This is a genomic window from Pseudomonas sp. LAMO17WK12:I1 (genome assembly GCF_900177315.1).
GTDB classification, from domain to species: Bacteria; Pseudomonadota; Gammaproteobacteria; order Pseudomonadales; family Pseudomonadaceae; genus Aquipseudomonas; species Aquipseudomonas marginalis.
In genome coordinates this window covers 336,264-353,865 of the sequence record NZ_FWZV01000006.1, presented here as the reverse complement: position 1 = coordinate 353,865, position 17,602 = coordinate 336,264, and the positions used below count along the sequence as shown (strand labels likewise).

19 protein-coding genes and 1 tRNA gene are annotated in these 17,602 nt (G+C 62.1%); 11 read left to right on the top strand and 9 right to left on the bottom strand.

What is annotated here, in order from left to right; all coding sequences use genetic code 11:
* Nucleotides 1-101: 101 nt before the first annotated feature.
* The 4 genes from B9N88_RS13970 to B9N88_RS13955 all read right to left on the bottom strand — a co-directional run bounded on the left by B9N88_RS13970 (nucleotide 102) and on the right by B9N88_RS13955 (nucleotide 3,824).
* A tRNA-Phe gene (locus tag B9N88_RS13970) sits at nucleotides 102-177 on the bottom strand.
* Between the two features lie 103 nt (nucleotides 178-280).
* Nucleotides 281-553, bottom strand: a complete 273-nt coding sequence (locus B9N88_RS13965; protein WP_027605083.1) for an oxidative damage protection protein — start codon at nucleotides 551-553, stop codon at nucleotides 281-283.
* Nucleotides 550-1,617 (bottom strand): A/G-specific adenine glycosylase, encoded by a 1,068-nt coding sequence (mutY, locus tag B9N88_RS13960; RefSeq protein WP_027605082.1) that lies wholly within the window; start codon nucleotides 1,615-1,617, stop codon nucleotides 550-552. Before mutY ends, B9N88_RS13965 begins: the two co-directional genes overlap by 4 nt.
* Complete coding sequence (locus B9N88_RS13955; RefSeq protein WP_027605081.1) at nucleotides 1,614-3,824, bottom strand: AsmA family protein; 2,211 nt, start codon at nucleotides 3,822-3,824, stop codon at nucleotides 1,614-1,616. Before B9N88_RS13955 ends, mutY begins: the two co-directional genes overlap by 4 nt.
* A 326-nt stretch (nucleotides 3,825-4,150) precedes the next feature.
* Between B9N88_RS13955 and B9N88_RS13950 the strand changes: the two genes are divergently transcribed.
* The 7 genes from B9N88_RS13950 (at nucleotide 4,151) to B9N88_RS13920 (ending at nucleotide 9,849) form a co-directional block, all read left to right on the top strand.
* Nucleotides 4,151-5,812 carry an OFA family MFS transporter gene (locus tag B9N88_RS13950; protein ID WP_027605080.1) on the top strand — a complete coding sequence of 554 codons (1,662 nt, stop codon included), beginning with the start codon at nucleotides 4,151-4,153 and terminating at the stop codon, nucleotides 5,810-5,812.
* Between the two features lie 168 nt (nucleotides 5,813-5,980).
* Entirely contained in the window at nucleotides 5,981-6,574 is a 594-nt protein-coding gene (gene hisB / locus B9N88_RS13945) for an imidazoleglycerol-phosphate dehydratase HisB (RefSeq protein ID WP_017849940.1), read from the top strand.
* Nucleotides 6,574-7,212 (top strand): imidazole glycerol phosphate synthase subunit HisH, encoded by a 639-nt coding sequence (gene hisH / locus B9N88_RS13940; RefSeq protein ID WP_027605079.1) that lies wholly within the window; start codon nucleotides 6,574-6,576, stop codon nucleotides 7,210-7,212. The genes hisB and hisH overlap by 1 nt, the downstream gene beginning before the upstream one ends.
* Entirely contained in the window at nucleotides 7,213-7,470 is a 258-nt protein-coding gene (locus B9N88_RS13935; protein WP_027605078.1) for a DUF2164 domain-containing protein, read from the top strand. It abuts the gene before it with no gap.
* 39 nt (nucleotides 7,471-7,509) lie between these two features.
* A complete protein-coding gene (hisA, locus tag B9N88_RS13930) occupies nucleotides 7,510-8,247 on the top strand; it encodes a 1-(5-phosphoribosyl)-5-[(5-phosphoribosylamino)methylideneamino]imidazole-4-carboxamide isomerase (RefSeq protein WP_027605077.1) in 738 nt (245 codons plus the stop codon).
* Between the two features lie 9 nt (nucleotides 8,248-8,256).
* Nucleotides 8,257-9,027: an imidazole glycerol phosphate synthase subunit HisF gene (gene hisF, locus B9N88_RS13925; protein ID WP_003171107.1), complete on the top strand. Its 771-nt coding sequence runs from the start codon at nucleotides 8,257-8,259 to the stop codon at nucleotides 9,025-9,027.
* A 66-nt stretch (nucleotides 9,028-9,093) separates the two neighbouring features.
* Nucleotides 9,094-9,849 carry a substrate-binding periplasmic protein gene (locus B9N88_RS13920; protein WP_027605076.1) on the top strand — a complete coding sequence of 252 codons (756 nt, stop codon included), beginning with the start codon at nucleotides 9,094-9,096 and terminating at the stop codon, nucleotides 9,847-9,849.
* On the opposite strand, the gene B9N88_RS13915 is transcribed toward B9N88_RS13920, so the two are convergent.
* The 4 genes from B9N88_RS13915 to gpmI form a co-directional block, all read right to left on the bottom strand.
* A complete protein-coding gene (locus tag B9N88_RS13915; protein WP_027605075.1) occupies nucleotides 9,840-10,619 on the bottom strand; it encodes a divergent polysaccharide deacetylase family protein in 780 nt (259 codons plus the stop codon). The two genes, B9N88_RS13920 and B9N88_RS13915, sit on opposite strands and share 10 nt — an antisense overlap.
* A 1-nt stretch (nucleotide 10,620) precedes the next feature.
* Complete coding sequence (locus tag B9N88_RS13910) at nucleotides 10,621-11,937, bottom strand: S41 family peptidase (RefSeq protein WP_027605074.1); 1,317 nt, start codon at nucleotides 11,935-11,937, stop codon at nucleotides 10,621-10,623.
* Nucleotides 11,938-11,967: 30 nt separating this feature from the next.
* On the bottom strand, nucleotides 11,968-13,263 hold the full coding sequence (locus B9N88_RS13905) for a murein hydrolase activator EnvC family protein (RefSeq protein ID WP_027605073.1): 1,296 nt from the start codon (nucleotides 13,261-13,263) through the stop codon (nucleotides 11,968-11,970).
* A 248-nt stretch (nucleotides 13,264-13,511) separates the two neighbouring features.
* A complete protein-coding gene (gene gpmI / locus B9N88_RS13900; protein ID WP_027605072.1) occupies nucleotides 13,512-15,038 on the bottom strand; it encodes a 2,3-bisphosphoglycerate-independent phosphoglycerate mutase in 1,527 nt (508 codons plus the stop codon).
* A 151-nt stretch (nucleotides 15,039-15,189) separates the two neighbouring features.
* On the opposite strand from gpmI, the gene B9N88_RS13895 reads away from it, so the two are divergent.
* From B9N88_RS13895 to secB, 3 genes are read left to right on the top strand one after another with little or no spacing between them, the layout of a single operon-like run.
* Nucleotides 15,190-15,603 carry a rhodanese-like domain-containing protein gene (locus tag B9N88_RS13895; RefSeq protein WP_027605071.1) on the top strand — a complete coding sequence of 138 codons (414 nt, stop codon included), beginning with the start codon at nucleotides 15,190-15,192 and terminating at the stop codon, nucleotides 15,601-15,603.
* Between the two features lies 1 nt (nucleotide 15,604).
* Nucleotides 15,605-15,859: a glutaredoxin 3 gene (gene grxC, locus B9N88_RS13890; RefSeq protein WP_010213876.1), complete on the top strand. Its 255-nt coding sequence runs from the start codon at nucleotides 15,605-15,607 to the stop codon at nucleotides 15,857-15,859.
* A gap of 42 nt (nucleotides 15,860-15,901) precedes the next feature.
* A complete protein-coding gene (gene secB / locus B9N88_RS13885; RefSeq protein ID WP_014716520.1) occupies nucleotides 15,902-16,381 on the top strand; it encodes a protein-export chaperone SecB in 480 nt (159 codons plus the stop codon).
* A gap of 126 nt (nucleotides 16,382-16,507) precedes the next feature.
* Here secB and B9N88_RS13880 read toward each other — a convergent pair whose 3' ends face one another.
* Nucleotides 16,508-16,963, bottom strand: a complete 456-nt coding sequence (locus tag B9N88_RS13880; RefSeq protein WP_010563141.1) for a tRNA (cytidine(34)-2'-O)-methyltransferase — start codon at nucleotides 16,961-16,963, stop codon at nucleotides 16,508-16,510.
* On the opposite strand from B9N88_RS13880, the gene B9N88_RS13875 reads away from it, so the two are divergent.
* The gene (locus B9N88_RS13875; protein WP_027605070.1) at nucleotides 16,962-17,402 is read left to right on the top strand and encodes a hypothetical protein; all 441 of its coding nucleotides are present in this window, start codon (nucleotides 16,962-16,964) and stop codon (nucleotides 17,400-17,402) included. The two genes, B9N88_RS13880 and B9N88_RS13875, sit on opposite strands and share 2 nt — an antisense overlap.
* Nucleotides 17,403-17,602 lie beyond the last annotated feature (200 nt).

Genomic DNA, 17,602 nt, shown 5'->3' with positions numbered 1-17,602 from the left:
GCCCCAGGCGGCATCTATAAATCCCGGACAACAAAAAGCCCGCACTGGGCGGGCTTCTTGTGGGCTTTCGGGTGGTTTTTGCACCACCTGAAACTAATTAGTGGTGCCCAGAGACGGAATCGAACCGCCGACACGGGGATTTTCAATCCCCTGCTCTACCGACTGAGCTATCTGGGCAACGGGGCGCATTAAACGGGTTTTTCAGGGGGTCGTCAAGCAAGTTTTCAAAAAAAATTTAATTATTACCGTCGCTTACGTGCCGACCCCGATTTTTGATCAATTATTGAGCAGGCGGCACGTAGCCGTCAGCCTTGGCGTAATCCTCGCCGGAAAAGAACTTGTCCATTTCGCCTGACAGGTATTTACGATCTTCGGCGTTCATCATGTTCAGGCGTTTTTCATTGATCAGCAGCGTCTGGTGTTTCAGCCAGTCGCCCCATGCCTGGGCGGAGATATGATCGAAAATGTCCTGGCCCTTCGCACCTGGGTACGGAGGGCGTTCCAGGCCTGGCAATTCTTCGTTGTACTTGCGGCACATTACGGTGCGGGTCATGACGACTCTCCTGCGTTCAATACATCGGCCGCGCGTTTCAGCAGTTTCTTTACCGGGGCGGCAAGGCCCAGGCGCGGCGGGGTGGCGAGGTTATACCAGAGCCAGTCGGCCTCGGCCACGTGATGGGCGGATTCCTCGACCTGGACCAGCCAGGGTTCGATGGCCAGTTGGAAGTGGCTGAAGGTGTGGATCAGCCCCGGCAGTGCCTGATGCTTGCCCAGTTCGAGTGCGTGCTGGTTGGCCAGGTGTTCGAGGTCTTGCAGGTCGTCCAGTTCGGGCAGGCTCCACAAGCCGCCCCACAGGCCGGTGGAAGGGCGACGGTAAAGCAGGATAGCGCCTTCGGCATTGGCCAGCATCGGCATCAGCGTGCGCTTCTGCGGGATGCTCTTGCGCGGCTTGGGGATCGGGTAGCGTGTCTCCAGGCCGAGCAGGTGGGCTTCGCAGCCTTTTTCCAGCGGGCACAGCAGGCAACTGGGCTTGCTGCGGGTGCAGAGGGTGGCGCCCATGTCCATCATCGCCTGGGTGTAGGCGTTGACACGGTCATGGGGTGTGAAGCGCTCCGCGGTGGCCCACAGCTGCTTGGCCACCTTGGGCTCGCCGGGGTAGCCCTCTTGTGCGGTGAAGCGCGCCAGCACGCGTTTGACGTTGCCGTCGAGGATCGGCGCGCGCAGGCCCATGCTCAGGCTGGCAATCGCGCCGGCGGTGGACAGGCCGATACCGGGCAACTCGGTGAGTTTTTCCACATCCCTGGGAAACTCGCCGCCGTACTCGGCCACGATGATTTTCGCGGTCTTTTGCAGGTTGCGCGCCCGAGTGTAATAACCCAGGCCGGTCCACAGGTGCAGCACTTCGTCTTCCGGCGCGGCGGCCAGGGCTTCGACCGTTGGCAGGGAGGCCATGAAGCGGTCGAAGTAATTGAGCACCGTGCTGACCTGGGTCTGCTGCAGCATGATCTCCGAAACCCACACCCGGTAAGGCGTGATGCCCTGCTGCCAGGGCAGGTCATGGCGGCCGTGGCGGTCGTACCAGTCCAGCACCGCCGTTGAAAACTGCTCGTTTTTCATCGTTTGAACAGGCCTTTCAAAGCATCTTTGAGCTGCGGATTGACCTTGTCGAGCTTCTCTTCCAGCTTCTCGCTGAGCTTGTTGCCGGCCGCCTTGATCGCGACCTGGCTCAGGCCGTCCTTGTCCAGGCGGCAGGCCTTGGCGCCGAGCTCCAGCGGGCCACGGCAGCGCAGCGGCACTTCGATGCCCTGGAAGTTGGCGCCGACTTCGCAGGCCGGGTCCGGTACTTCGCGCTGGTCGCCTTCGACGATGATGCCGACGCGGTAATCCATGCCCAGTACGCGCAGGTCGACGTCACCGTTGCCATTGACCGCCAGCCCGGGGATGCGCACTTTCAGGTCGGGGTTGTTGGCGACGCCGTTACGGAAGGTCAGGTTGCCCTTCAACTCCTGGAACGGTGTGTCCTTGCCGCGTTGTTCGCCGCTCAAGGTCTTGCGGTTGAGCAGGGCGATACCGGTGCACAGTTGCTGCTCGAGGTTGGCGTTGAGCAGCACGCCGTTGTTGATCACAAAGCTGGCGGTACCGTTGAGGCTGTCGATCAGGGCTTTCTGGCTGTTGCCGCGGCCGCTGAGGTTGCTGTCGAGGGTGACCTGGCCTTTCACCGGCGGCGTTTGCCCCTGGGCCTGCAGGATGCGTTCGACCGGCACCTGCCTGATCCGGCTTTGCAGGGCCAGCAGCGGAATGTCCTGGCGCACGTCCAGGCTGCCATTGGCCTGGAAGGTGCCGTTGTAGAGCCCGCCGCTCAGGGTGTCGAGCTTGAGTTGGCCGTCGACGCCGGACGCTTTCAGCACGGCATTCTGGATCGGCAATTTACTCAGGGTCAGTTGGCCGAAGGCGAGGTCGGCATTCACATCCAGCTTGCGCAGGTGGGCCAATGGCAGCAGTTTGTCCGTGCTCCAGGCGCCTTTGGTCGGTGCTTCCGGCAGTGGCGTGGTGCCCCCGGCCGCCATGGCGCCGGCTTCGCTGTTCTGCACTTCGGCCTGGCGGGCGGCGGTCGCGCCCTTGGCGGATTCGGACTTGGCCGGCAGGTAGTTGTCGGCGTTGAAGGTATCGCCCTTGAGCTGCACGCGCAGCGCCTGCTTGGCAAAGTCGTCCACGGCGACGCGACCGGTAAAGGTGCTGCCATCGAGTTTCAGGTTCAGGTCTTCCAGCGCCAGGCTGGTCGGCGTGCCCTTGAGGCGGCTGACCAGCTCGACCTTGCTCAGGCTGCCCTCGGCCATGGGCGGCAGCGGGTTGCCGACGCTGTCGAGGAACTTGGCCAGGTCAAACTGGGCGATGGACAGCGCGCCGCTGAGCTGCGGGGTCTTGTCCAGGTCGTTGACCTTCAGCTCGCCCAGGGCGCGCAACTGGTTGGCCGCGAGCTTCAGGTTGGTCCATTCGGCGATATTGGCCGCCTGGTCCACCAGTAGCTGGCCCTGGGTGGAGAAGGTCACGGTCTTGCCTTGCAGCGGCTCGCCAGTGGCTTCGCCGGTGACTTTCATGTCTTCGAACTGGTAGCGCTTGAGCGCGCGCTCGATACGCAGGTTGCCGTTGAGCTCGGTCTTGACGCGCATCACCGGCTGGTTGCTGCCGAAGAAGGCGGTGAGTTTCACCGGGATACTCGCACCTTCGTGCACGGCGCCGGTGCTCAGCTGGATACTTTCGGCGCTGAATTGCTTGCCGGTCTGTTCATCGTTGTATTCGACGCGGGCGTTGTTGACCGTCAGGCTGTCGATATCCAGGCGGATCGGCTTGGACGGTTTTTCTGCTTCGGGCTCGGCAGGCGCTTGCGCTGGCGCGGGGGTTCCGGCAGTTGCCACCGGCGCGTTCTTGCCGATGTCTTCCCAGTTGCCATGGCCCTGCTTGTCGCGGTTGAGGCGCAGGTTCAGGCCTTCGACCCGCACATCGCTCATCTGCACCTCGCGACGCAGCAGCGGCAGGACGCGCACCGACAGGCCAAGCATTTGCAGGTCGGCGAAGGGTTGGGTCGGCGTGGTCAGGGTCGCCACGCTGGCTTCGTGCAGTTCAAGGCCGAGCCAGGGGAACAGGCTCCAGCCGATATCGCCATTGAGCGTCAGCTCGATGTGGGCCTTGTCGCGGGCAATCTGGCGAATCTCGTCTTTATAGTCGTTGGGATCGAAGAGATGGGTCAGGGCAAAGCCCAGAGCCACAATGATCAGCAACAGCCCGAGAAGTACCAGACCCAGGATTTTGCCGAACGCTTTCATGGGCGAGTCCTTGTATGTCGATTTCAAAATTTAGCCGCAGAGTATAACGCCCGACGGCCTGCGTCAGGTCACCGATCGTTACATTGTATCCATAGGGGTGAAAACGGGTTTTTGACGCCAATAAAACCGAAAAATCGCAAAAAGATGATGTCATTTTGGTTTTTCTGTCACTCGCTAATGCTAATCTTCAGCCGTTCGTTCGCCTTCTGCGACTTATCGTCGCGCCAAAATGGAGCTTCACTCTACAAAAAACGGCCACGCTTTGCGTGCAAGGCCGAGGGAGAGAGCGCCTGACGAACGCATACTAATAACTGGGGGATACATCAATGAGCAGCAGCACTGTGGCGGGCACTACCGCCCCACAGCCTGCGTTCCTGTCCAAGGAGCGCATTATCGCCAAGCCCGGCTTCAACCGCTGGCTGGTTCCACCGGCCGCCCTGGCCATCCACCTGTGCATCGGCATGGCCTACGGCTTCTCGGTGTTCTGGTTGCCGTTGTCCAAGGCGCTGGGTATCACCAAGCCTGTCGCCTGTGCACCGGACATGAGCTTCATCGCCCAGGTCTTCTCATCCCAATGCGACTGGCCCATCTCCATGCTGGGCTGGATCTACACCCTGTTCTTCATCTTCCTGGGCTGCTCGGCAGCGATCTGGGGTGGCTGGCTGGAACATGCCGGGCCGCGCAAGGCCGGTGTTGTGTCGGCGTTGTGCTGGTGCGGCGGCCTGCTGATCTCGGCGCTGGGTATCTATACCCACCAGATCTGGCTGATGTGGATCGGCTCCGGGGTCATTGGCGGTATCGGCCTGGGCCTGGGCTATATCTCGCCCGTATCGACCCTGATCAAGTGGTTCCCGGACAAGCGCGGCATGGCCACCGGCATGGCGATCATGGGCTTCGGCGGCGGCGCAATGGTGGGCGCCCCGCTGGCTGCTGCGCTGATGGGCCACTTTGCTTCGCCGACCAGCGTAGGCGTATGGCAGAGTTTCCTGGTCATGGCTGCGATCTACTTCGTGTTCATGATCGGCGGCGCGCTGTCCTACCGCGTTCCACCCACTGGCTGGAAGCCTGAGGGCTGGACCGCACCGGCGAAAAAAGCCAGTAACGCGATGATCACCCACCGTCACGTGCACGTGAATGTGGCGTGGAAAACCCCGCAGTTCCGCCTGGTATGGCTGGTGCTGTGCCTGAACGTGTCGGCCGGTATCGGCATCCTCGGCATGGCTTCGCCGCTGCTGCAGGAAGTGTTCGGTGGCAAGCTGCTGGGTGTCGATGTGCCGTTTGGCCAACTGGACGCCGGGCAATTGGCGTCGATTGCCGCCATCGCTGCGGGCTTCACCGGCCTGCTGAGCCTGTTCAACATCGGTGGTCGGTTCTTCTGGGCGTCGTTCTCCGACTACCTGGGGCGTAAAAACACCTACTTCGTGTTCTTCGCCCTGGGCTTTGCCCTGTATGCGCTGATCCCGAACCTGGGGCACCTGGGCAACGTGGCGCTGTTCGTGGCGGCGTTCTGCATCATCCTGTCGATGTACGGCGGTGGCTTTGCGACGGTCCCGGCCTACCTGGCCGACCTGTTCGGTACCCAGATGGTCGGCGCGATCCACGGTCGCCTGCTGACTGCCTGGGCAGCGGCGGGCGTGCTGGGCCCGGTGCTGGTGAACTACCTGCGTGAGTATCAACTGAGCATCGGCGTTGAACGCGCTGCGGCCTATGACATCACCTTGTACATCCTCGCCGGCCTGCTGGTGCTGGGCTTTATCTGCAACATGCTGGTCCGCCCGGTGGCCGACAAGTACTTCATGACCGATGCAGAACTTGCCGCCGAACAGGCGCTGGGCCATGACAAAGGGGCTGATGCCAGCACTTCCCTGGAGTGGAAAGCGGCGCCCGGCACCGTGCCATTGGCGATCGCGGCCTGGCTGGTGGTGGGTATTCCGTTGGCGTGGGGTGTGTGGGTGACCCTGCAGAAGACGGCGGTACTGTTCCACTAAGTTGAATACAAGCGGGCGCACCATCCTGGAGCACCCGCTTGTGTATACATGTCTATCCCGGCATTCCCCGCCTCAACTCGTCAGTCTTATCCCCTTCGATGTTTCTGTTTAGCGCCCGCGCCCCTATAATGGCTGCCTTTTTCGCCCAATGATTTTGCGGAGCTGGTGATGGCCGAACGTAAGGCGTCCGTCGAGCGCGACACTCTGGAAACCCAGATCAAAGCCTCGATCAACCTGGATGGCACCGGAAAGGCCCGATTTGATATCGGTGTACCTTTTCTTGAGCACATGCTGGACCAGATCGCCCGTCACGGGCTGATCGACCTGGATATCGTCAGCAAGGGCGACCTGCATATCGACGACCACCACACGGTGGAAGACGTAGGCATCACCCTCGGCCAGGCGTTTGCCAAGGCCATCGGCGACAAAAAAGGCATCCGTCGCTACGGTCACGCCTATGTCCCGCTGGACGAAGCGCTGTCGCGTGTGGTCATCGACTTCTCCGGCCGCCCAGGCCTGCAGATGCACGTGCCGTACACCCGCGCCACCGTGGGCGGCTTTGACGTCGACCTGTTCCAGGAATTTTTCCAGGGCTTCGTCAACCACGCACTGGTCAGCCTGCACATCGACAACCTGCGCGGCACCAACACCCACCACCAGATCGAAACCGTGTTCAAGGCTTTCGGCCGCGCGCTGCGCATGGCCGTGGAGCTGGATGAGCGTATGGCCGGGCAGATGCCCTCGACCAAGGGCGTCCTGTAATGCAGACGGTCGCGGTTATCGATTACGGCATGGGCAACCTGCATTCGGTGGCCAAGGCCCTCGAACACGTAGGGGCCGGCAAGGTGCTGATCACCAGCGATGCCAGCGTGATTCGCGAAGCCGACCGCGTGGTGTTCCCCGGTGTGGGGGCGATCCGCGATTGCATGGCGGAGATCCGTCGCCTGGGCTTTGACAGCCTGGTGCGCGAAGTCAGCCAGGATCGTCCGTTCCTCGGCATCTGCGTGGGCATGCAAGCCTTGCTCGATCGCAGTGAAGAGAACGACGGCGTCGACTGCATCGGCCTGTTCCCCGGCCAGGTGAAGTTCTTCGGCAAGGACCTGCACGAAGACGGCGCCCACCTGAAAGTCCCGCACATGGGCTGGAACGAAGTCAGCCAGGCGGTGGATCACCCGCTGTGGCACGACATCCCGGACATGGCGCGCTTCTACTTCGTGCACAGCTACTACATCGCCGCCGGTAAACCGCGCCAGGTGGTGGGTGGTGGGCACTACGGCGTCGAATTCGCCGCAGCGTTGGCCGAAGGTTCGCGTTTTGCCGTGCAGTTCCACCCGGAGAAGAGCCATACCCATGGCCTGCAATTGCTGCAGAACTTCGCCGCCTGGGATGGGCGCTGGTAAATGGCCAGGAAGCCGAAGCTGCCGATCTTGACCCTCACGCCGGAGCAGGAAAGTGAGGCTACCCTCAAGATCAAGCGCTTCATGGAAGACCGCTTCGAGCTCAAGCTGGGCTCGTTCGAGGTCGCCGAGATTCTTGAGCTGTTCACCACCGAAGTGGCTCCGCACTATTACAACAGGGCGATTTTCGATACGCAGACGCTCCTTAAAGAAAGGTTCGAAAGCATCGAAAGCGACCTGTGGTCGCTTGAGAAACCCTGATTTCCCAAGCATTGCTGAATATCGAATAAGGTTTGCCAGATGCTGATTATCCCCGCTATCGATCTCAAGGACGGCGCCTGCGTCCGTCTGCGCCAAGGCCGTATGGAAGATTCCACCGTGTTCTCCGATGATCCGGTGAGCATGGCTGCCAAATGGGTGGAAGGGGGCTGCCGGCGTCTGCATCTGGTGGACTTGAACGGCGCCTTCGAAGGCCAGCCGGTCAACGGCGAGGTGGTCACCGCGATCGCCAGGCGCTACCCGAACCTGCCGATCCAGATCGGCGGCGGTATCCGCTCCCTGGAAACCATCGAGCATTACGTCAAGGCTGGCGTGAGCTACGTGATCATCGGCACCAAGGCCGTGAAAGACCCGGCCTTCGTCGCCGAAGCCTGCCGCGCGTTCCCGGGCAAAGTGATCGTGGGCCTGGACGCTAAAGATGGTTTCGTCGCCACCGACGGCTGGGCTGAAATCAGCACCGTGCAAGTCATCGACCTGGCCAGGCAGTTCGAAGCCGACGGCGTGTCCGCCATCGTTTATACCGACATCGCCAAAGACGGCATGATGCAGGGCTGCAACGTGCCGTTCACCGCGGCGCTGGCGGCGGCGACGAAGATTCCGGTGATCGCTTCCGGCGGCATTCACAACCTGGGTGACATCAAGTCGCTGCTGGACGCCAAGGCGCCAGGGATCATCGGCGCCATCACCGGCCGCGCGATCTACGAAGGTACCCTGGACGTCGCCGAAGCCCAGGCTTACTGCGATGCCTACAACGGCTGAGGACTGACCATGGCGCTGGCCAAACGCATCATCCCTTGCCTGGACGTCGACAACGGTCGCGTGGTCAAGGGCGTCAAGTTCGAGAACATCCGTGACGCCGGCGACCCGGTGGAAATCGCCCGTCGCTACGATGAGCAGGGTGCCGACGAGATCACCTTTCTCGACATCACCGCCAGCGTCGACGGCCGCGACACCACGCTGCATACCGTCGAGCGCATGGCCAGCCAGGTGTTTATCCCGCTGACCGTGGGCGGTGGCGTGCGCACCGTGCAGGACATCCGCAACCTGCTCAATGCCGGTGCGGACAAGGTCTCGATCAACACGGCTGCGGTGTTCAACCCGGAGTTCGTCGGCGAAGCCGCGCAGCACTTCGGCTCGCAATGCATCGTGGTCGCCATCGACGCCAAGAAAGTCTCCGGCCCGGGCGAAACCCCGCGCTGGGAGATCTTCACCCATGGCGGTCGCAAGCCGACCGGCCTGGACGCGGTGGAGTGGGCGATGAAGATGGAAGGCCTGGGCGCCGGGGAAATCCTGCTGACCAGCATGGACCAGGACGGCATGAAGAACGGCTTCGACCTGGGCGTGACCCGCGCCATCAGCGATGCGCTGGGTATTCCGGTGATCGCCTCCGGCGGTGTCGGTAACCTGCAACACCTGGCCGACGGCGTGATCGAAGGCCATGCCAGCGCGGTGCTGGCGGCGAGTATTTTTCACTTTGGCGAATACACCGTTCCCGAGGCCAAGGCCTACATGGCGGCGCGCGGTATCGTGGTTCGCTAAACGTTGCTGGACACCATGGCAGGCGCGCGGCACTCTCTGCGCTTGCCATGGATTCCGGTAGCCTTCATGTTCAAGACCCTGCTGCTTGCCCTCGCCAGCGCCTCCATCTTCATGGTGAGTGCGGCCCACGCCGAAGAGCCGTCCGACGCCTCCCTGGTGTTGCTGACGGAAAATTTCCCGCCCTACAACATGGCCAAGAACGGCAAGAACTTCGCCCGGGACGAGAACATCGAAGGCATCGCCGTGGACATCGTGCGGGAAACCTTCAAGCGTGCCGGCATTTCCTACAATCTCACCCTGCGTTTTCCCTGGGAGCGAATCTACAAGCTCGCCCTGGAGAAACCCGGCTATGGCGTGTTTGTGATGGCGCGCCTGCCGGATCGTGAAGCGCTGTTCAAGTGGGTCGGCCCCATTGGCCCGGACGACTGGGTGCTGCTGGCCAAGGCCGACAGCAAGATCCAGCTCGACGACCTGGAGCACGCGCGCCGCTACAGGATCGGCGCCTATAAAGGCGATGCCATCGCCGAGACCCTGGAGAAGCAGGGCCTTAACCCGGTGGTGGTGTTGCGTGACCAGGACAACGCGCAAAAGCTCGTGGATGGCCAGATCGACCTGTGGGCCACCGGCGACCCGGCCGGACGTTACCTGGCGCGCCAGGTCGGTGTGACCGGGCTCAAGACTGTGCTGCGGTTCAACAGTGCCCAGTTGTACCTGGCGCTGAACAAGGATGTGCCGGATGAGACGGTGGCCAGGCTGCAGGCAGCGTTGGATCAGTTGCGCTCTGAAGGGCGGGTGGAACAGATCATGGCGGACTATTTGTAGCGGTAGACGCCGTTCTTGCCGTGCCCCGCCATGGCTTGATTGCTGCGCACACTGATCATCAGCTTGATATCAATCCACTCGATACCCTGGGCCTGGAGCTTGGGCAATTCGCGCTCGAGCACCGCCAGCGTCTGCGGATAGGGGTGGCCGATCATCACCGCCGAACCCTGTTTATGCGCCAGCTTGATCGCGGTTTGCAGCTGCGTGGCAATCGCCGCTTCGGTGCGCTCATCATCGAGGAATACATCCCGCGAGACATGGGCCAGGCCGATCTTCTGCGCCTCGGCGGCGGCCACGGTCTGTGCGCTGGTGCGGCTGTCGACGAAGAATTTGTTGCGCCGCTGCAGTTCCGCCATCAGCCAGGCCATGGCGGCCGGCTGGGCGGTCATGCGACTGCCCATATGGTTATTGATGCCGGCGGTGTAGGGCACGGCCTTGAAGGCGGCGTCCAGGCGTTGGCCAAGTTCTTCGAGGGAGAGTTCAGGGTGCCAGGCGAACGGGCCGGTGGCGGGGTCCATGGGCATGTGCAGGATCACGATCTTGCCGGCCTTGTGCGCTTCGCGGGCGAATTCGGCGGCGTGGGGCGTGTCGGGCATGATCGCCGTGGTCACTGGCCCAGGCAGGGCCAGCACGCGACGATCCCGGGGCAGGTTTTGCCCCAAGTCGTCGATGATAAGGGTCAGGTAGGCTTTGTGGGATTCGCCGGCAGGAGTCGCTTGCGCGACCCCTGCCAGGCTGCACAGCACAGCGATGATCAGGGCAACACGCATATCAACGGCTGCGCGTAATGCTCAGGCCCTTGAGCAGGCTCAGCGCCTGGGCCAACTGGTAGTCATCGTCCTGCGGCATCGGCTTGGCTTTCTTGCTGCTGCCGGTTGGCTGGTCGGCACCGCCGTTGCCATTGCCCAGGTGACCTTGCAGGTCGGCTTCCTTGTAGTACTCGCTGTCGATTTCGTTGGTGATCTTGGCCTTGCGCACTTCGATGTCCGGCACGATGCCCTGGGCCTGGATCGAGCGGCCGTTCGGCGTGTAGTACAGCGCGGTGGTGATCTTCAGGGCGCGATCGTTGTTCAGCGGCAGCACGGTTTGTACCGAGCCTTTGCCGAAGCTGGTGGTGCCCATCAGCACGCCGCGCTTCTGGTCTTGCAGGGCGCCGGCGACGATTTCCGAGGCCGAGGCGCTGCCGCCGTTGATCAGCACGGCCAATGGCACGTTCTCGCTGAGGTCGTTGCCGGTGGCCGAGAAGCGCAGCTCGGAGTTGGCGATACGGCCCTTGGTGTAGACGATCAGGCCCTTGGTGATGAAGTGGTCGACCACTTCCACCGCCGACTGCAGCACGCCGCCCGGGTTGTTGCGCAGGTCGAGCACGATGCCGCTGAGTTTCTTGCCGTTGTCCTTGCGCAGCTTGGCCAGGGCCTTGGCCACTTCGTCGCCGGTCTTGACCTGGAACTGGGTGATGCGGATGTAACCGTAGCCCGACTCCAGCAGCTGGCTCTTCACGCTCTTGACCACGATGGTCGCGCGGGTGAGCGTCACGTCAAACGGGTTGCCGCCGTCGCGCACCAGGGTCAGGGTGATTTTCTGGCCGATCTTGCCGCGCATCTTGTCGACGGCTTCGGTCATGGTCTGGCCGCGGGTCGGCTGGCCGTTGATCTTGACGATAAAGTCACCGGCCTGGATGCCGGCCTTGGACGCCGGGGTGTCATCGATGGGCGAGACCACCTTGATATTGCCGTCTTCGGCGCCGACTTCAATGCCCAGGCCGCCGAATTCACCGCTGGTGCTTTCCTGCAGCTCGGCAAAATCTTCCGGACCCAGGTAGGCGGAGTGCGGATCAAGGTTGCTGAGCATGCCCTTGATGGCATTCTCCAGCAGGGTCTTGTCGTCTACAGGTTCGACATAGGCGGCCTTGATCCGGTCCATGACCTCGGCAAAGGTGCGCAGCTCGTCCAGCGGCAATGGCGCCTTGGTGGTCGCGGCCGTGGCGGCGGGTGCAGCCGGGGCGGCCTGGTCGGCAAAAGCCAGAGGCGCGCCGATGACCAGGGCGATCGTCAGGGCCAGCGAAGTGAGGCGGGACAAATGCAGCATGTCGAACGAACTCCTAATGTAGATGCGACCCTATCCTTGGGACCGGCACCATTGTGCGGGATCGCTCGGGCGACCCTGCTGACGAATAGCGAAGTACAGCGCCGGGGTGTCCTGGCCACCACTGTTACCGACAGTGGAGATGGATTCACCGGCTTTTACAACATCACCTGCCGACTTGAGTAACGTCTGATTGTGGCCATAAAGGCTTAAATAGCCATTACCGTGGTCGAGAATCACCAGCAAGCCGGCGCCCCGCAGCCAATCGGCAAACACCACGCGCCCGCCATGTACGGCGTGGACCTGGCTGCCGGCAGAGGCGCTGATCATCACTCCGTCCCACTTGGCGCGGGTATCATCGCCCCGGGTTTCCCCAAAGCGTGCCAGCAGTCGACCATCAACCGGCCATGGAAGTTTGCCGCGGGCTGAAGCAAAAGGCCCGCCGAACGACTCGCCGGCACTGGAAACCAGCGGGCCAGGGGCGGCATGTGCCGGTTTGCGCGGCGCCGGGGCATCGCTGGTGGCTGCCAGTTCGGCCTCACGCTGGCGCTTTTTTTCCGCTTCCTGCTGGGCGATCAGCGCTTTCTGTCGCGCTTCTTCGGCCTCGCGTGCCTGGCGTGCCAGGGTTTCTTCGATGGTCTTGAGCACTTTGGCCAGGTCGGCCTGGTCCTGCTCGCGGGCCTGCAGCTTGGCGTCGCGGGCCTTCACGTCGTCATTGAGCTTGGCCAGGGCCAGCTGGCGCTCCTTGCGGACCTTGTCCAGCTCGTCGCGCTGGGCGTTGAGGCTGGCTTTCTGGTCCTCCAGCTGCGACTGCTGGTTGGCGATTTCCTGTTCGACGTTGGCCAACTGGCGCAGGGTCTCGTTGAAGCTTTTCAATTGCTCCAGGCGGGCCTTGCTCAGGTAGTCGTAGTAGGTCAGGGTGCGCGCGAATTTCTCCGGGTTCTGCTGGTTGAGCAGCAGCTTGAGGTATTCCTGGCGGCCGCTCTGGTAGGCGGCGCGGGCCTGGATCGCGATCAAGCGTTGCTGTTCAACGCGTGCGCTCTGGAGTTTTTTTTTCTCAGCGTCGAGTCGCTCCAGTTCCGACTCGCTCTTCTTTAGTTCTTTTTGCAGCTCCTGGACCTGCTTCTCCAGCTTGCCCATTTCGGTTTCCGTGCCGCGCAGGTCTTTCTGCACCCCGGATTTTTCTTCCTGGAGCTTGCCGAGCAGTTTTTTCAGCTCGGTAATGTCCTGACGCGTAGCGTCCAACTGTTGTTGAGTTTGTGCGCGCTCGTCGGCAAACGCCGGTTGGAGCAGGCAGACAAGAGCGAGGGTAATCAAGGCGCGAAGCATAGAGGCGGGCGACACCAGGGAAAGGGACGGCCTAGTATGCCCGCCAAGCGCTGCAAAAAAAACGCCCAATTCGGCCTGGAAGGCAAGATAGGTGCCGAGTGGCGGTGGTATGGCAAAAAGACATCTACCAAACGCCGGAGATCCAATGTGGGAGGGGGCTTGCCCTCGATTGCGGTGTGTCAGCTGAATAGGTGTTGGCTGACCCACTGCTATCGGGGGCAAGCCCCCCTCCCACACTGTTGTTTAGATCAGACCAGGATTGAGGTGCCAGTCATCTCTTTCGGCTTCTCCAACCCCATCAGCATCAGCATGGTCGGCGCCACATCCGCCAGTACGCCGCCTTCACGCACTTTGAAGTCGCGCTTGCCTACATAGATGAACGGCACCGGCTCGGTCGTGTGAGCCGTGTGAGCCTGGCCGGTGGTTTCGTCGGACATCTGCTCGCAGTTACCGTGGTCGGCGGTGATCAGCGCTTCGCCGCCGACTTTTTCCAGGGCCTCGACAATGCGGCCGACGCACAGGTCCAGGCATTCCACGGCCTTGGTCGCAGCTTCCAGGTTGCCGCTGTGGCCGACCATGTCACCGTTGGCGTAGTTGACCACGATCACGTCGTAACGCTGGTGGTCGATGGCGTCGACGATCTTGTCGGTGACTTCCGGCGCGCTCATTTCCGGCTGCAGGTCGTAGGTGGCGACTTTCGGCGAAGGGATCAGGATGCGTTCTTCGCCTGGGAACGGTTCTTCACGGCCGCCGGAGAAGAAGAAGGTGACGTGGGCGTATTTCTCGGTTTCGGCAATACGCAGCTGGGTCTTGCCGTTCTTCGCCAGGTAGTCGCCCAGCACGTTGTCCAGGCTGCCGGCAGCAAACGCTGCGGGGGCCGGGATGCTGGCGGCGTATTGGGTCAGGCCGACGTATTGGACTTTTGGCTGGCGCGCCCGCTCGAATTCCTTGAAACCGTCTTCGACAAACACACGGCTCAGCTCGCGGGCACGGTCGGCGCGGAAGTTCATGAACACCACGGCGTCGCCGTCTTCGACCTTGACCGGCTCGCCGAGGGTGGTGGCCTTGACGAATTCATCGCTCTCGCCGCGGGCGTAGGCGGCTTCCAGGCCTTCCTGGGCGGTGGCGGCGTGGAATTCGGCCTGGCCGTCGACGATCAGGTTGTAGGCCTGGGACACGCGGTCCCAACGGTTGTCGCGGTCCATGGCGAAGTAGCGCCCCACCAGGCTGGCGATGCGTCCCTTGCCCAGGGCGGCGAAGGTGGCGTCCAGCAGCTCGATGGAGGATTGCGCGCTTTTTGGCGGGGTGTCGCGACCATCGAGGAAGGCGTGCAGGTAGATCTTGTCGGCGCCGCGCTTGAAGGCCAGTTCGGCCATCGCCACCAGATGGTCCTGGTGACTGTGTACGCCGCCGTCGGACAGCAGGCCCATGAAGTGCACGGCTTTGCCGGCGGCCACGGCTTTATCTACCGCTGCGCAGAGGGTCGGGTTCTCGAAGAACTCGCCATCGCGGATCGATTTGGTCACGCGGGTGAAGTCCTGATAGACCACTCGTCCGGCGCCGAGGTTCATGTGGCCGACTTCCGAGTTGCCCATCTGGCCGTCCGGCAGGCCCACGTCCATGCCCGAGCCGGAGATCAGGCCGTTGGGCACCGTCGCGGTCAGGCGGTCGAGTACGGGCTTCTTGGCCGCGTACACCGCGTTGTCGTGGTGGCTTTCACTGTGTCCGAAGCCATCGAGAATTATCAGGACCAAAGGTTTAGGCGTAGTAGTCATAGATCCTCTCGCGGCGGTAATAAAGGAAGGCAATTGAAAAGGGAGTGGCAGTTTAAAGCGAAGTTCCGACCACGTCACCGCCTTACGGGGGTTGGCCCCCCCTGACGGCTGTGTATACTTACCGCCATTTTAACGCCCTGGAACCTCCTTGATGGTTGATCACCTGATTGCATTTGCCACTGCCCACTATCTGCTCGTGGGTGCCTTCGTCATCCTGCTGGCGCTGCTGATCGCTCACGAATTGAGCCGTGGTGGCCGCAGCCTGAGCACGTCGGAGCTGACCGCGCTGGTCAACAAGGATGAGGCCATTGTGGTGGATATCCGCCCAGTCAAGGATTTCGCCGCCGGCCACATCGTCGGTGCCCTGAACATTCCTCAGGACAAGCTGATCGCGCGCCTGGCCGAGCTGGAAAAGCACAAGGCCAAGACCATCATCCTGGTCGACGCCCAGGGCCAGCACGCCGGTACCCACGCCCGCGAGATGCTCAAGAGCGGTTTCACCGCCGCCAAGCTGTCCGGTGGCATCAGCAGCTGGCGCGCCGATAACCTGCCGCTGGTGAAGTGATATGAGCCAGGTTGTCGTATATTCCAGCGATTGGTGCCCTTACTGCATGCGGGCCAAGGCCCTGCTGGAGAAAAAGGGCGTTGCCTTCGAAGAGATCAAGGTCGATGGCAAGCCCCAGGTGCGTGCCGAAATGGCCCAGAAGGCGGGGCGCACGTCAGTGCCGCAGATCTGGATCGGCGCCAAACACATCGGTGGTTGCGACGACCTGTTTGCCCTGGAGCGCGCCGGTAAACTCGATGCGCTGCTGCTCGTCTGACTCCTAACCCCTAAAAGACCCCAAGATCAAGAAGGATCTGCGATGACTGACCAACAGAACACCGAAGCAGCAGAAGCCCAAGGCCCACAATTTTCGCTGCAGCGTATCTACGTGCGTGACTTGTCGTTCGAAGCGCCGAAAAGCCCGGCTATCTTCCGCCAGGAATGGACCCCAAGCGTTGCCCTGGACCTGAACACCCGTCAAAAGGCACTGGAAGGCGATTTCCACGAAGTCGTGCTGACCTTGTCGGTCACCGTCAAGAATGGCGAAGAAGTGGCCTTCATCGCTGAAGTGCAACAGGCCGGTATCTTCCTGATCCAGGGCCTGGACGAAGCGTCCATGAGCCACACCCTGGGTGCGTTCTGCCCGAACATCCTGTTCCCGTATGCCCGCGAGACCCTGGACAGCCTGGTCACCCGTGGTTCGTTCCCGGCGTTGATGCTGGCTCCGGTGAACTTCGATGCCCTGTACGCTCAAGAGCTGCAGCGCATGCAACAGGAAGGCGCACCGACGGTTCAGTAATCTCGAGCCCGACGCAGAACCCAATGTGGGAGGGAGCTTGCTCCCGATGGCGATGGATCAGTCACGTAGATGTCGACTGACACTCCGCCATCGGGGGCAAGCCCCCTCCCACATTTGTTATGTGTGCTATTTGAAGCCGAGTTGGCGCCAGCCTTCGTAGACGGCCACGGCCACGGTGTTCGACAGGTTCAGGCTGCGGCAGCCTTCGCGCATCGGCAGGCGCAGGCGATGGCCATCGGGCAGGGCGTCGAGTACCTCGGCCGGCAGGCCACGGCTTTCCGGGCCGAACAGGAAGGCGTCGCCTTCGGCGAAGCTGGCATCATGGAACGGTCGCGAACCCTTGGTGGTGAACGCGAACAGCCGTGGGTGGCCCAGGCTTTCCAGGCAGCTGGCCAGGTCGGCATGGCGCTGCAGGGTGGCATACTCGTGGTAGTCCAGGCCGGCACGGCGCAGGCGCTTGTCGTCCATGTCGAAGCCCAGGGGCTCGATCAAATGCAGGTGGCAGCCACTGTTGGCGCACAGCCTGATAACGTTGCCGGTATTCGGCGGAATTTCTGGTTGAAAAAGGATGACGTGAAACATGCACGGCTCCGAAGGCAAAGATGCGCTGCATTCTACCCCTGAAGAAGACCCAAGGCCGAAGCTAATGCCGAGGGTCATGGGCTCATTGGCGATTGTCGGCCTGATGGTGGGCCTGATGATCGGTCGCCTGACCACCCCTGACCCGGTCGAGTTGCAGCAGATAGAGACGGCGGCGGACGGTGTGGTTGCGTGGTTCAACCGCGAACCCAAGCTGCATGGTGAGCATATCGACGGCACCGTGGCGCTGTTGTTCGATGCACAAGGCAAAGCCGCCAGCGGGCAGCTCAAGGTCAACGACAAGGATGTGAACTGGCGCGTGCGCAAGACCGATGCGGGCTTGCTGCTGAACCTGGTGGCGGCTCGGCCGCTGCGCGGGGAGTGGAAGGGCGAGGAGGTGGATGACCGCTGGCGGCTGGAGATCCATCTCCAAGAGCAATAAAAGAGGGAGTTCCCGGCCTGCCTGTACCAGGGCTCCCAAAACGGGGTGAAGCCAGAGGCTTCGGTGTTAAAGAGGGAATCCCCGGCCTGCCTGTACCGAGGTTCCCGAAAGCGGTGTGGAGCGCGACGCGGTTCGCATCAAGCACCCCGGGTGTAAAGAGGGGATTCTCGGCCTGCCTGTACCAAGGTCCCCGAAACTGG